The 13,222-nt window shown below is 66.8% G+C and carries 12 protein-coding genes; 4 read left to right on the plus strand and 8 right to left on the minus strand.

Going from position 1 to position 13,222, the window contains the following annotated elements:
• The 3 genes from A2J02_RS07225 to A2J02_RS07235 all read right to left on the minus strand — a co-directional run.
• Positions 1-1,254 (minus strand): AMP-binding protein (locus A2J02_RS07225; RefSeq protein WP_156516132.1); only part of this gene is annotated, 1,254 nt, incomplete at its 3' end.
• A 183-nt stretch (positions 1,255-1,437) separates the two neighbouring features.
• The gene (locus A2J02_RS07230; RefSeq protein WP_068048647.1) at positions 1,438-3,960 is read right to left on the minus strand and encodes an ABC transporter permease; all 2,523 of its coding nucleotides are present in this window, start codon (positions 3,958-3,960) and stop codon (positions 1,438-1,440) included.
• 68 nt (positions 3,961-4,028) lie between these two features.
• Positions 4,029-4,763: an ABC transporter ATP-binding protein gene (locus tag A2J02_RS07235; protein WP_068048639.1), complete on the minus strand. Its 735-nt coding sequence runs from the start codon at positions 4,761-4,763 to the stop codon at positions 4,029-4,031.
• Positions 4,764-4,838: 75 nt separating this feature from the next.
• On the opposite strand from A2J02_RS07235, the gene A2J02_RS07240 reads away from it, so the two are divergent.
• Positions 4,839-5,603, plus strand: a complete 765-nt coding sequence (locus tag A2J02_RS07240) for a deoxyribonuclease IV (protein WP_068048648.1) — start codon at positions 4,839-4,841, stop codon at positions 5,601-5,603.
• Here the strand turns inward: A2J02_RS07240 and A2J02_RS07245 are convergent.
• The 5 genes from A2J02_RS07245 to A2J02_RS07265 all read right to left on the minus strand — a co-directional run bounded on the left by A2J02_RS07245 (position 5,581) and on the right by A2J02_RS07265 (position 10,155).
• A complete protein-coding gene (locus A2J02_RS07245) occupies positions 5,581-6,276 on the minus strand; it encodes a hypothetical protein (protein ID WP_156516133.1) in 696 nt (231 codons plus the stop codon). The genes A2J02_RS07240 and A2J02_RS07245 overlap by 23 nt on opposite strands.
• A gap of 107 nt (positions 6,277-6,383) precedes the next feature.
• Positions 6,384-6,860: a DUF309 domain-containing protein gene (locus tag A2J02_RS07250; RefSeq protein WP_068048642.1), complete on the minus strand. Its 477-nt coding sequence runs from the start codon at positions 6,858-6,860 to the stop codon at positions 6,384-6,386.
• Between the two features lie 39 nt (positions 6,861-6,899).
• Complete coding sequence (locus A2J02_RS07255) at positions 6,900-8,165, minus strand: multidrug effflux MFS transporter (protein WP_068048643.1); 1,266 nt, start codon at positions 8,163-8,165, stop codon at positions 6,900-6,902.
• A 60-nt stretch (positions 8,166-8,225) separates the two neighbouring features.
• Entirely contained in the window at positions 8,226-9,170 is a 945-nt protein-coding gene (locus A2J02_RS07260; RefSeq protein WP_068048644.1) for an aldo/keto reductase, read from the minus strand.
• Between the two features lie 52 nt (positions 9,171-9,222).
• On the minus strand, positions 9,223-10,155 hold the full coding sequence (locus tag A2J02_RS07265; RefSeq protein ID WP_068048645.1) for a DNA-3-methyladenine glycosylase family protein: 933 nt from the start codon (positions 10,153-10,155) through the stop codon (positions 9,223-9,225).
• A gap of 176 nt (positions 10,156-10,331) precedes the next feature.
• Here A2J02_RS07265 and A2J02_RS07270 point away from each other — a divergent pair, with 176 nt between their 5' ends.
• From A2J02_RS07270 to A2J02_RS07280, 3 genes are all read left to right on the plus strand, one after another.
• Entirely contained in the window at positions 10,332-11,525 is a 1,194-nt protein-coding gene (locus A2J02_RS07270; RefSeq protein ID WP_068048649.1) for an MFS transporter, read from the plus strand.
• A gap of 120 nt (positions 11,526-11,645) precedes the next feature.
• A complete protein-coding gene (locus tag A2J02_RS07275) occupies positions 11,646-12,188 on the plus strand; it encodes a ribonuclease H family protein (protein ID WP_068048646.1) in 543 nt (180 codons plus the stop codon).
• Between the two features lie 171 nt (positions 12,189-12,359).
• The coding region (locus tag A2J02_RS07280) for a hemolysin family protein (RefSeq protein ID WP_197477963.1) at positions 12,360-13,222 on the plus strand (863 nt) is incomplete at its 3' end.

Here is a 13,222-nt window from a genome sequence, read left to right on the forward strand (position 1 = left end):
GACCTCGGCCGGCTCCACCAGGTATCCGCGCACCTTGACGGCGTCGTCGATGCGGCCGGCCAGGTGCAGCGTCCCGTGTTCGTCGAGTCGTCCCAGATCGCCGGTGCGGTACCGGAACAGACCGTCGCCGAGCGCGGCGAATCGCTGGGAATCCCGACCGGCACCGCCGAGGTAGCCGTCGGCCAAACAGTTCGACGTCACCCGTATCTCGCCGATCACGTCCGGTGCACACGACGAACCGTCGGAGGTGACGACTTCGACCAGCTTGCCTGCGATGGGTCTGCCCGCAGGGAGAAAGCCAGACGGCAGCGCTCGTTCGAGCGGGTATTCGCTGTAGGCGACGGCCCCGGCCTCGGTGGCCGCGTACCAGTTGACCACCGTGGCGCGGCTGTCGAATCGCCGCCGAAAACCGTCGGCATCGTCGGCGTGCAGGGATTCCCCGTATGTGATGACCACCCGCAGCGTGGGTACGGCCCGACCGGTGGGTCCGTGATCGGCGGCGGAGACTGCGCGCAGCAGCGACGACGAGCAGTGCAGCGTGGTCAGGGAATGCGCGGCTGTCCACTCGACGGTGCTGCTGGGGACACCTGCCCTCGGGTCGCGGCAGTGCACGGCGGCACCGCTGAGCAACCCCGCGAACAACGTGTTCAAGCCGGCCCCGAAGCTGACCGGAAGCGAGTTTCCGACGCGGTCGTGTGGGCCCAGCGCCAACGCGTTGGCGACTTCGTATGCCTTGGTCAGACACATGCGGTGGCTGAGGATCACGCCCTTGGCGGTGCCGGTGGATCCCGAGGTGTAGTTGATCACCGCGGTGTGGTCGCCCGACAGCGTCGGCAGCGGCACACACGAGTCCATGGCGGCGGCGACGGTGGTGGAGTCGATCGCCGTCGCACCTGCTTGGTCGATGATCGTGGCGCGGCGCTCGGCGGGAAGCATGGGGTCGAGCGGCACCAAGGGATGGCCTGCAGCGACGACGGCCAGCATCAGCACGATCGAGTCCGTCGTCGCGTCGGTGTCCACGGCGAGCGGCCGAGAATCGGCAGGAAAGAGCGTGGCGATCTTACGAGCCAGAGAGTAGGCGCGATGGAGGAGCTCGTCGAAGGTCAGGGACGAGCCGTCGACGTCGAGCGCGACGGCGTCGGGCAGCGCGTGAGCCACCTCGCGGTAGCGGGCCATCAGGGTGTCGCGGCGTTCCGGCCGGCACAGTGGGGCCAGTGAAAGACGGGTCGGCGCATCGATGTCCTGAATCGACATGATTCTCCTTGCACGAGCCCGACCCGTGATGTCGGAGTCGGTTTGAAACCTACAAACCGGCTCGAAGACTTTTATACCGACTCAAAGGTAAACGTGCAGAACCTTTTCGCGCAAGCGGAAAACCGGACATTCCACAACAATCGGGTGACGTTGCGGAATGCCCGGTCTGTTTCGGGCTCGGCCCTACAGGTCCGCGATGGCCTCCAACGGCTTCGTACGCGCGGCTCGCACAGCAGGCCACAGTGCCGCCAACACACCGACAACGGCCGATCCGAGCAGCATGGCCACCACCTGGCCCCACGGCACGGTCATGGTGCCCAGGCCCTCGTCGCGCAGGGTCTGCACGAATCCCCACCCGAACGCGATTCCGAGGACCACGCCCACGATCGCGCCGAACAGCGCGATGAGCAGCGACTCGAGATAGATGATGCGACGGACCTGCGGCCGCTGCATGCCTATCGCGCGCAGCATGCCGATCTCCCGACGCCGCTCCACCACCGACAAGGCCAGCGTGTTGACGATGCCGAGCACAGCGATGACGACGGCCAATGCCAGCAAGCCGTACAACACCGCGAGCAGCGTGTCGATCTGCTGTCCCTGGCTGCCCTTGAACTCCTCCACGTCTTGAACCTGGACGACGACGAACGGTTTGGTCGCGGCTTCGAGGTCGGTGCGCAGTGTGTCGAGGTCGGTGCCGGGTGCGGCCTTGACGAGAACCAGAAGGTCCGAGCGGGTGATCGACGGCGTCACCTCCTGGTAGATGTCGCCCGAGACGATCCAGTTCCCGATCAGAGGATTGTCGGTGAAGACCCCGGTGACCGTCACCGGGACGGACGCACCGTCGACGGTGTCGAAGGTGACCTCGGTTCCGACGGTCCAGCCGCGGCTCGCCGCTTCGGTTTCCGACACCGAGAACCCGTTGCTGTTCAGATCTGCCGTGCCCTGGACCATCGACAGCTCGAGCAGTCCCTCGGGGGAGCCGTCGATCGCGGCGCCGAACTCCTCCTGGCCTGCGATCGTCACGAACACCGGGTGCAGCACCGCAGTACGGTCCACGCCGGTCACCTGCTGTGCGGCCGTGGTGGCACCGGTCGGAACGCCGATCGACTGCGGGCCGGAGAGGATGTAGTCCGCCTCGACCCCGGTGTCGACGAGTGAGTCGACGCTGGCCTTGGCGGTGGATCCGAGCACGCCGATGACGGTGACGAGCATGAGTCCGAGCATGAGGGCGAAGGCGGTGGCCGCGGTGCGTCTGGGGTTGCGAACCGAATTGGTCCTGGCCAGGCGTCCGATCGCTCCGAACGGACGGGTGATGACGGCCCCGAGTGCGCCGACGACCGGCCGTGACAGCGACGGCGCGGCCAGTGCGGTGGCGACGATCAGCGCGACGGCTCCCGCGCCGACCGTGGCAGCGGCCGCCCCGCCGGTCGACTGCGCGCCGATGATCAACGCGGCCGCGCCCGCGATTCCGAGGCCGACGCCCACGAACGTTCGGGTACGCAGGGTGTCACCCGCAGAGGCGAATTCCTCGCGCATCGCGGCGACCGGTGGAATCTTGGCTGCCCGCCGGGCCGGCGCGTACGCGCTCAGCACGGTGACGACGATGCCGACGGCGAACGCGACGACAACGGTGCGCGGCTCGAGTGCCAACGGTCCAGACGGCAGACCCAGATCGAAGGCGTTGAGCAGTGCCCGTAGCCCGTAGGCCAGCCCTACCCCGCCGACGAAGCCGAGGATGCTGCCGATGATGCCGACAACGAGAGCTTCGAGAACGACCGAGCGGCTGACCTGCCCGCGGCTGGCTCCGACGGCGCGCAGCAGGGCCAATTCGCGGACGCGCTGAGCGACGATCATCGAGAACGTGTTGTAGATGATGAAGGTGCCGACCAGCAGGGCGATCCCACCGAAGGCCAGCAGGAAGTAGTTGATGAACGACAGTGCCGACTCGACCTCGGCCTGAGTCTCGGCCTGTACGTCCGCGGCGGTCTGGACCTTCAGGTCGGGGAACGCCGCGGCGATCTCGTCGCGGAGATCGCTCTGAGTCAGCCCTTGCGCGGCGAGATCGGCGCCTGCGACGTCGATGTACTGCACGTGGGCACCGTCGGTGAACAGCTCGTTCGCCTGGCTCTGCACGAACTGGATTCCGATGTAGCCACCGGATTCTGTTGCTGTCGAATAGATTCCGGTGATCGTGATGTCGGTGATGCCCTTGGACGGCACGAGTACCTGGGTGGCGTCGCCCACCTCGAGTCCGGCGCGCTCGGCACCACCGGCGTTGATCGCGACCTGGCCGGGGGCGGTGGGAGCCGAACCGTCGACGAAGGTGGTCGGATCACCGAGTCGTTGGTCGTCGGGGAGATACGACTCGCCGATGGTCGGTGCGCCACCGGACTGTACGGCGGCACCGTCGGACCCCAGCAGTACCAACTGTCCGCCGACGTACGGCGATACGGCGCGCACGTTCGGCAACGCCGAGATCGCCGCGATGTCCTCGTTCGGCACGCCGGACGAGCGTGCGTCCTCGGGGCTCACTCGAACATCCGCGCCCTGCGCGGTATCGGCGAACAGTGAGGAGAAAGTGCGCTGAAGGGTGTCGGTGAACACGAACGAGCCCGCGACGAATGCCGTGCCGAGCACGACCGACAGTACCGTCAGGGCCAGTCGGACTTTGTGTGCGGCAAGGTTTCTCAGTGACACCTTGCGCATGGGATTGCCCGACGGCTTGTGTCGAGGAGGTTTGTCGGAGACGGATTTCTTGGAGATGGAGTGCGCCATTATCGGACCGTCTCGAGCTTCTTCATCCGCTCGAGTACGGCGTCGGCGGTGGGCGAGTTCAGCTGATCGATGACTGCGCCGTCGGCGAGGAACACGACGCGGTCGGCGTAACTGGCCGCGCGTGGATCGTGCGTGACGATGACGACGGTCTGATCGAATTCGTCTGCGGCAGTGCGCAGAATCGACAGCACCTCGCCGGACGAGCGGGAGTCCAGGTTACCGGTGGGCTCGTCGCCGAACACGATGTCGGGTCGGCCTGCCAGAGCGCGGGCGCACGCCACTCGCTGCTGCTGTCCGCCCGAGAGTTCGCTGGGGCGGTGATCGAGGCGGTCGCGCAGGCCGAGTCGGTCGACCACGGTGTCGAGCCATTCTTTGTCCGGCGTGCGACCGGCGATGTCGAGGGGCAGGGTGATGTTCTCCAGTGCGGTGAGCGTCGGCACCAGATTGAAGGCCTGGAACACGAATCCGATTCGGTCCCTTCGCAATCCGGTCATCTCCTTGTCGGAGAGTGCCGTCAGCTCGGTGTCGCCGATGGTCACCGTTCCCGAGGATGCGTTGTCCAAGCCGGCCAGGCAGTGCATGAGCGTGGACTTGCCCGAACCCGAGGGGCCCATGATGGCGGTGAATTCTCCGCGAGCGAATTCGACGCTCACCCCGGACAGTGCGTGGACCTGGGTGTCCCCTGATCCGTAGACCTTCGATACGTCGACCGCACGTGCGGCAATGTCGCTCATGGGTGCCAGTGTTCCAGCGTTCTGCGCCCGTCGCTATCAGGGGAGACCCTGAACACCACCTCTATGATGGGCGTCATGCGCATCGGAGCCCACGTCCGCGACAGCAGCGACCCTCTCGGAACGGCCGAGGCTCTCGGCGTCGACCTCGTCCAGATGTTCCTCACCGATCCGCAGAAGTGGAACAAGCTCGAACCACACCCGCAGGGCGAGGCGTTGCTGAACGGCTCGGTCGACGTGGTGGTGCACTCGTCCTACGTCCTCAATGTGGCGAGCTTGAACAATCGGATCCGCATTCCGTCGCGCAAGGCCGTCGTCGAGCAGGCTGCTGCTGCGGCCGAAATCGGGGCCATCGGGCTGGTCGTCCACGGCGGCCACGTCCGTGAGGGTGAGGACACCGCCAAGGGAATCGACAACTGGCGCAAGCTGTTCGAGCGCCAAGCGGAGCAGGGCGGCTTCGGGGTACCGATCTTCGTCGAGAACACCGCGGGCGGAGACTCCGCGATGGCACGCCACTTCGACGACATCGCCCGCCTGTGGGATGCCATCGGCGAGTTCGGTGCCGGCTTCTGCCTGGACACCTGCCATGCCTGGGCCGGCGGAGAGGATCTCGTCGACGTCGTCGACCGAATCAAGGCCATCACCGGACGCATCGATCTGGTGCACCTGAACAACTCACGCGACGAGTTCGACTCGGCCAGGGACCGGCACGCGAACCTCGGCACCGGAACGATCGACGCGGAGATCCTGACCGCCGTCGCCCTGGCGGCCGACGCGCCGGTGATCCTGGAGACCCCGCCCGAAGGTATCGAAGACGACGTCAGGCTGCTGAAGAGCCTGTAGTGCCGAGGGCGAGGTCGTTCACGGCCGACGCCCACAGCCGGATCAGTTCGTCGATGCCCGGCAGATTCGCAGCCCAGGTGATGCGCGCGAGTGCGGTACCCGCACTCGTCACGGTGATCCCGATGTCGATGGCGTGCTCTCGGCTGGGCTCTGCCAGTGCATCCTCGTGCACGATGATCTGTGCTCCCGCGCGTGAGGCCAGCGCGGGATAGTTGCGAGCCAGCGCGTAGTCGCAGCCGCCGTTCGGCACCGAGCCCAGTCGCCTCGAGACCTCCTCGACGAGGTGCTCGCGGTGCGAAGGGACGACGAGAGCGTCGACGGGAAGCGTGGGCAGCCGGACCGGGTGAACTGCGCCGGTGCTCTCGAGGTCGAGGTCCACCAGCACGCCGGCCGAGGAGCCGCGACGGTTGTTTCTCTGCCACGTGGACACGGCCGAGCCCAGAGCGGCGAGCAGCAGAATGCTGCGGCGGTGTCGGCCGTCGGGCAGAGTGAACGTCATCGACGTCTGCTCGAGGACTGCGGTGTGTTCGGTGAGCAACGGACGCTCCGCCGGAGTCAGGACGGCCACCCAGTACGGAACCTGTTCGGCCACCTCGGTGCAGAGAGTGCGTCCGAGCTGAGCCGGACTGATCGTCTCGCGGTGCACGAGTCTGAGCGGTGCGAACACGGTCACGGCGACGAACCCCACTTTCGGTGCAGATTGTCCTAGCCTTACCTAACCCTCGCCAGGCTAGCTCGAGCCGTGATCGGACGTCCAGGACGCCCCCTGTCGGGATCGGTTCAGTCGGTGACGCGCAGCGCTGGAATGCCGGGAACGACCGGCAATCTTCCGGTCTCGAGCTCGCCGAGTAGGCCCTCCGACCAGGTCAGCAGCCCGGTGACGTCGAGGTGATGCGGTGGGTTGGACTCGAAGCCGACGAGCCGGTCGTGTCCCTGCCGAAGCAGCGAGGCGGCACCGACGCGGTTCCCGCGCATCAGATGGGTCAACCCGACGGCGAGTTGGGCGAGGCCCTGCCACAGCGGACGCTCGTCGGACGGGCAGCTCTTCCAGGTGCCTTCCAGTACCTCGTGCGCATGGAACGGCATGTTCGCGTCCAGGAATTTCTGCGCTTCGAGGAGAGCGGCGGTGGGCGGAAGCCGAAGGTCGTCCGGCACCCGTGGGGTTCCGTTTCCACCGCGGGCCATGGGACGCCCAAGACCGTCACGAGGCCTGGCATTGAGGGGTTTACCGTGCGCATCACGTTCGCGTTCGGCCATGGCGGAAACCCTAGTGTGTGGTGGCCCGCACCACCGTGCTCATCGGTGGGAAGACGAGCGCGCGGTGATGACGCCCAGCGCGATCAGCGCTGCAGCAGAGGTTGCGACCATCGTGGTGGCCACGGCGATCGCGTCGTTTCCGAGCACGCCGACGATCGGCGCGACGATGGCACCGAGTCCGAACTGAGCTGCTCCGAGGAGGGCAGCGGCACCGCCTGCGGCCTCACCGTGCCTGGACAGGGCGAGCGCGGGCGCGTTGGGCATCACGAATCCGACGGCCCCGAGCACGAACCACAGTGGGACGACGAAGCCGGCCATGCCGCCGACCCCGGTGATCGCGAGGACCGTCATGACGGCACCCGCGAACACGGCGAAGGACAGCGCTGTCAGCACGATCTGCACCGGTGCGAAGCGTCCGAGCAGAAGGACGTTGAGCTGGGAAGCGCCGATGAGGGAGATGGCACCGGCGGCGAAGACGATGGCGAACTGCTGCTCGTCGAGGCCGAACTCCTCCTGCAGGACGAACGACGACCCGGCGATGTAGGCGAACAGCGAGGCCATCGCCAGTGCGGCGACGAGGACGAGAACGACGAACTGGGCGTCCCGCAGCAGTGAACGGTAGGTGCGCAGTACCGACATGACGCCGCTGGCGCGGCGACGCTCGGGTGGCAGCGTCTCGTGGAGCGAGACGATGGCAAGAGTCATCAGAGCAACACCCATGATCGCCAGCGCCGCGAACACGAGACGCCATGATCCGACCAGCAGCACGGCACCGCCCAGCGACGGAGCCAGCACGGGAGCGACGCCCATGACCAGCATCAGGCGGGACAGGACGGTCGCGGCGGCACGGCCACTGAACAGGTCGCGCACGATGGCCATCGCGACCACGGCTGCGGCCGCAGCACCCAGACCCTGTACGACGCGAAGGCCGCCGAGAACAGCGATGTTGGGAGCCACGATGCACGCCACGGAGGCCAGGATGTGCACTCCGGTGCCGACGATGAGGGGCAGCCGTCGACCGACGATGTCCGACAGCGGGCCGATGATCAGCTGACCGAGGGCAAGACCGACCAGGGTGCCTGCGAGGGTGAGCTGCACGGCGGACGAGGACGTGTTCAGGTCGTCGGCGATCGCCGGAAGAGCCGGCAGATACATGTCGATGGTCAAGGGGCCGAGCGCGATGAGCGCGCCGAGCACCAGGATCACCCGCAGGCGTTCCTTGGAGGTCGGCTCGGGGGACGTCTTCGTTGCCGATGCTTCGGCTACGGCTGTCTCGGTTGCTGACGTGTTCGGTGCTTGAGCCACCCGAGATTCAGCAACCGGGGTACTCGTTCTGTTCCCGTTGCTGACTACAACTTTCGTGTTCTAGGCCACGGCGTCGGACAGTACGGTCAGCTTCTCGACTTCCTGGCTGGTCAGAGCCAACGCCGGCGCGTCGAGCAGGGCCGGTAGCTGAGATACCTTGCTTGCACTCGCGATCGGCGCGGTGACTCCCGGTCGGGCCAGCAGCCAGGCCAGCGCGACGCTCGAGATCTCTGCCGAACGGGATTCGGCGATCTCGCGCAGGCCCTGCACCACATCCAGACCGGCATCGGAGAAGTACCCGGTGGTCAGACGTTCGCGCTGCTTCCCGGCCAGGTCCTCGCGGGTGCGGTACTTGCCCGTCAGGAACCCGGCGGCGAGGGAGAAGTACGGGAACACACCGAGGTCGTTCTCGACGGCCAGATGCTGCAGTTCACCCTCGTAATCGCGGCGGGCCACCAGGTTGTAGTGCGGCTGCAGTGCGATCGGTGGCGCGAAACCGTTCTCGTTCGTCAGTTCCAGCCACTCGCGAACGCGTGCAGGCGAGTAGTTCGAGATGGCGACGTGCCGGACCTTGCCCGCTTCGACCAACCCGTCGAACGCGGCTAGGGACTCCACGAGCGGGGTCTTCTCGTCGTCGTAGTGCGCGTAGTAGACGTCGATGTGGTCGGTCTGCAGCCGGCTCAGCGACGCGTCGGCGGCGGCCCGGATGTTGTCCGGGGCCAGTCCGCGGAACTCGGGATGCTGGCTGACCTTGGTGGCGATGACGACGTCGTCCCGGTTTCCGCGGGCTCTGGTCCAGTTGCCGATGATGGTTTCGGATTCGCCGCCGGAGTTGCCGTCGGCGAATGCCGAGTACGAGTCTGCGGTGTCGACGAAGTTGCCTCCGCCCGCGGTGAACGCATCGAGAATCTCGAAGGACGCAGCCTCGTCGCTGGTCCAGCCGAAGGTGTTCCCGCCGAGGGCGAGCGGAAAGATGTCGAGATCGGAACGGCCGATGGCAACCACGAAAAAACCCCTTACGTTGGCGTACAACTCGACTGTACGAGCAGTCCGGGGCTCAATGCCAGGTGTGGTCCACCAGAGCGGTTCGCGGACCGAACTTGGGCTTGGTGGCCTTGCCGCTCAGGTACAGCAGCCGAATCGCGCGATGCCGATGCGGGGCCAGAGGCTGCAGATACTCGACCATCTCCGCGTCGTCGATCGATCTACCCAGCAGAGACCAGCCCACCACCGACGCCAGGTGGTAGTCGCCCACCGACAATGCGTCGGGATCCCCGAGGGCGCGTTGCGCGGTCTCGGCCGCCGTCCAGACACCGACGCCCGGGATTGCCCGCAGCCTGCGCGCAGCGTCCTCGGGCGTCATTCCCGACGCCTCCTCCAGGCGTCCGGCCGCGCAGGCAGCGCGGACGATGGTCTTCGACCGGGCCGGATCGACGTTGGCTCGGTGGTAGTCCCACGACGGAATGCGGCGCCACACGTCGGGTGTCGGGAAGACGAACATCGGCTTCGGCGTCGGACCCGGTGCTTTCTCGCCGAACTTGCTCACCAGGTACCGCCACGATCCGAATGCCGAAATTCCGTGTACGCGTTGTTCGATGATCGCCGGAATCAGGGCCTCGAGTACCAGTCCGGTACGGCCCAGGCGCAGGTGCGGTAGCTGCCGATGGGCTTCCCGGAGAATCGGGTGCTCCGGTGCGAAAGTGCCGGCGTCGTCGTCCAACCCCAGCAGAGCGGGCGCCGCGTCCAACAGCTCGGGTGCGCCGTGGCCCCAGGCTCGAACCTGCGCGCTCGTCGGCGACACCTGCGTCAGGCGGTAGGTCACCGGGCCCGAGCTCATCCTCGACGTGCGCCAGATGTCGCCGTCCGGCGTCGACTCGTAGGTGGGGTCGCCGCGGCCACGGCGCAGCGGCGACACCGACATCCGGACGTCGATGCGTTGCTCGGACGCGACCACGCGGGCCAGCCCGTCGGTACCGGCGTCGTCGGGCATCGGTTCGTCACCTCCGAACGGTCGTGGCCATGCGGACCGAGAAGGTCCCCTTCAGGGCGTCGGTCGGCACTGTTGCAACACCGACGGCAAGATACATAGTGCCTCTCGGAGCGCAGGAGTACCGCACGGACTCTCTCGCCGCCTCTGGCCAGGTCTACAGCGTCAGGAGGATTTTCGTGGCTCGATCGAGTGCCGCATCGTTCGTCGGAGTCGCCTACGCGTTCGTCGTGGCGATGATGGGTACGACCATGCCGACGCCGCTCTACGCGTTGTACGAGGTCGAGTTCGGGTTCTCCGTATTCGTCGTCACGCTGGTGTTCGCGGCGTACGCGGTCGGTGTACTCGCTGCCCTGCTGGCCTTCGGGCGGTGGTCGGATTCGCTCGGTCGTCGTCCGATGCTGTTGGCGGCCATCGGTTTCGGCCTGATCAGTGCCGTGGTGTTCGTGACTGCGGGTTCGCTCACGGCGCTGGTGATCGGGCGGGTGCTGTCCGGACTGTCGGCGGGAATCTTCGTCGGAACCGCGACGGTGACCCTGATCGAACTGGTGCCGGACAAGTGGCGGGATCGTGCCCCGGCCATCGCCACGGCGGCCAATATCGGCGGCCTCGGCCTGGGCCCGCTGGTGGCCGGGTTGCTGGCCGAATACCTTCCGCAACCGCTACGCCTGACCTTCTTCGTCGACATCGGCCTGCTCGCGGTGGCCGCTCTGGCGGTGTTTCTCGCTCCCGAAACCGTTCGGGTCGCAGCGGGTGCGCGCCCGCAGATGCAACGACTGTCGGTTCCGGCGGACGTTCGTGGCACTTTTCTGCGCGCGTCGATCGGTGGTTTCGCCGGCTTCGCGGTGCTCGGCCTGTTCACCGCGGTATCACCGGGATTCATCGCGGGGGTGCTGCAGATCGACAACCATGCCGTCACCGGGGTCGTGGTGTTCGCGGTCTTCGCGGCATCCGCTTCCGCGCAGATCCTGCTGGGCCGGGCCGATCCGACGTCGGCGCAGCGCTGGGGTTGCTTCGTTCTGACGGTCGGGCTGGTGGTCCTGGCGCTGTCGCTGCTCCTGACGTCGCTGCCGGTCCTGGTGATCGCGGCGCTGCTGTGCGGCGTCGGGCAGGGTGTGACGTTCAGCAACGGTATGGCGGCCATCGCCGCTGGGCTTCCGCCGGAACGTCGAGCAGAAGTGACCTCGACGTTCTTCGTGGTGCTGTACGTCGCCATCTCGTTGCCGGTCATCGGGGCCGGGGCTGCGGCGAACGAATGGGGATTGGTGACTGCGGGACTGGTGTTCTCCGCGCTCGTCGCAGCGCTCGCGGCGGTGGCGTTCGTGCTGCTCACCCTCGACGGCAGGAAGGCCAGGGAGTCCCACTACGCCTGACCCGGTTGGCAGTGCGCCGGAATCGAATTCGCACTGCCGCGCAGTCGAGTGCCAAGTACCTCGGTGTTCGTGCGCGAGTCACCCGGAGTTTGTCGGTGCCCCGAAGTAGGGTCTGAGACCGTGATCATCGTGAGTACGGACGGCTCGTGTCTGCGTAACCCCGGCGGAGCAATCGGGTGGGCGTGGGTCAACCACACGGGGCCGAGCAACTCCGGCGGTGAGCCCTCGGGCACCAACCAGGTCGCCGAGCTCAGGGCCCTGCTCGAGGCGGTTCTGGCGCACCCGGGCCCCGAGCCGCTGTTGATCGAATCCGACTCGCAGTACGCCATCAAGTGCGCATCGGAATGGCTCGCGGGCTGGAAGCGCAAGGGCTGGAAAACAGCGGGCGGCACCCCGGTGCGCAACCTGGAGCTGGTGCAGAGCATCGAGCGAGCCATCACCGAACGTGAGGGTCCGGTCCGGTTCCGGTGGGTCCGCGGACACGTCGGCAATCACTTCAACGAAGCGGCCGACGCCTTGGCAGGTGAAGCCGCGCGCGCCGTGGCCGCCGCCGGCACGTCGGCACCGGTAGCGACAACACCGGCTCCGGTAGCTGCTGCTCCTTCCGCTCCGGCACCGGTGACACGGCCCACGTCCGACGACGCGGTCCCGACGCTGTTCTGATCGGGCATCCGGCCCGGACGTGAGAATTGGACAACGGCAGCCGGTAGAATCTGGACATTCCACTCGAATCGGATTCTCTGACACCGGAGGCGTCGAGCGCACTGTGCACTCCATAGATTTCTTTCGGCCACCCGTGGCCGCTGCTCCGGCCGCTCGTTCTCGCGTGATCGCATGGTGATCACCGCGCTGCTTTCCTTGCTCCTCGGCTTCGTGCTCACCGCCGCGATCATCGCGGCCAACGGATACTTCGTGGCCCAGGAGTTCGCTTACATGTCCGTCGACCGGGCGACGCTGCGTACCGGTGCCGAGAAGGGCGACGCGTCGGCCGAGCGGGCACTGAAGGTCACCAAGCGCACGTCGTTCATGCTGTCGGGCGCGCAGCTGGGCATCACCGTCACCGGTCTGATGGTCGGATACGTGGCCGAGCCGTTCATCGGAGAATCGCTGGGCGAGCTGCTCAGCAGTGCCGGAGTGCCCATCGCGGTGGGTATTTCCATCGGCACGGTGGGCGCTCTCGTGCTCGCCACCGTCGTGCAGATGATCTTCGGCGAGCTGTATCCGAAGAATCTCGCCATCGCCAGTCCCGATCCGCTGTCCCGACGCCTTGCCCGCTCGACGCTCATCTACCTGGCCGCCTTCGGTTGGCTGATCACCTTCTTCGACAAGTCCTCCAACGCGATGTTGCGTCTGCTGCGAGTCGAGCCGGTGCACGACGTGGACAGCAGCGCCACCGCGAAGGATCTCGAGAGCATCATCGAGGATTCCCGCGCGAGCGGGGATCTGACCGAGGACCTGTCGTTGCTGCTCGATCGCATCCTGGACTTTCCCGAGCGCGATGTCGCACACGCGATGATTCCCCGTACTCGGGTGGATGCGGTCACGCCCACCACTGCCATCGGTGAGATGCGGGCGCGGATGGTGCGTGCGCACACCCGGTACCCGGTGATCGGCGACCGTGAGGAGCCGATCGGTGTGGTGCAGCTGGCCGAGGTGATGGCCGCTGCGCCCGACGACACACGGCCGGTCACCGAGAT

The organism is Rhodococcus sp. EPR-147 (genome assembly GCF_001647185.1).
Taxonomy (GTDB): Bacteria; Actinomycetota; Actinomycetes; order Mycobacteriales; family Mycobacteriaceae; genus Rhodococcoides.